At 48.5% G+C, this 262-nt stretch carries 1 protein-coding gene; it reads right to left on the bottom strand.

Annotated elements, in window-relative coordinates; genetic code table 11:
* Window positions 1-262, bottom strand: a 262-nt coding sequence (locus SB752_RS32720; RefSeq protein WP_410719551.1) for an ATP-binding protein, incomplete at both ends; no start/stop codon positions are given.

Consider the following 262-nt stretch of genomic DNA (forward strand, 5'->3'; position numbering starts at 1 on the left):
TGTACCAATGCGCATCCAACCATGAGCAAACTGCTCAAAGGTCATGCCGTGACCATCATCGGAAATTGTTATTGATGTTGGATAGTCGTAATCAACGGTGCACGTGGCGGCATCGGCATCGTGGGCATTTTTAATCAATTCAAGAAGCGCAACCTCAGGCCTTTTAACCAGTCGCTCGCCAAGCTCACGTACAATGCGACTCTCTATCGAGAACGGGATTTCACCCTCCTCGAGTAAGTCGCCATCGTCTTCTATACTTATC

This window comes from Brevibacillus sp. SIMBA_040, from assembly GCF_046535075.1.
Classification (GTDB): Bacteria; Bacillota; Bacilli; order Brevibacillales; family Brevibacillaceae; genus Brevibacillus.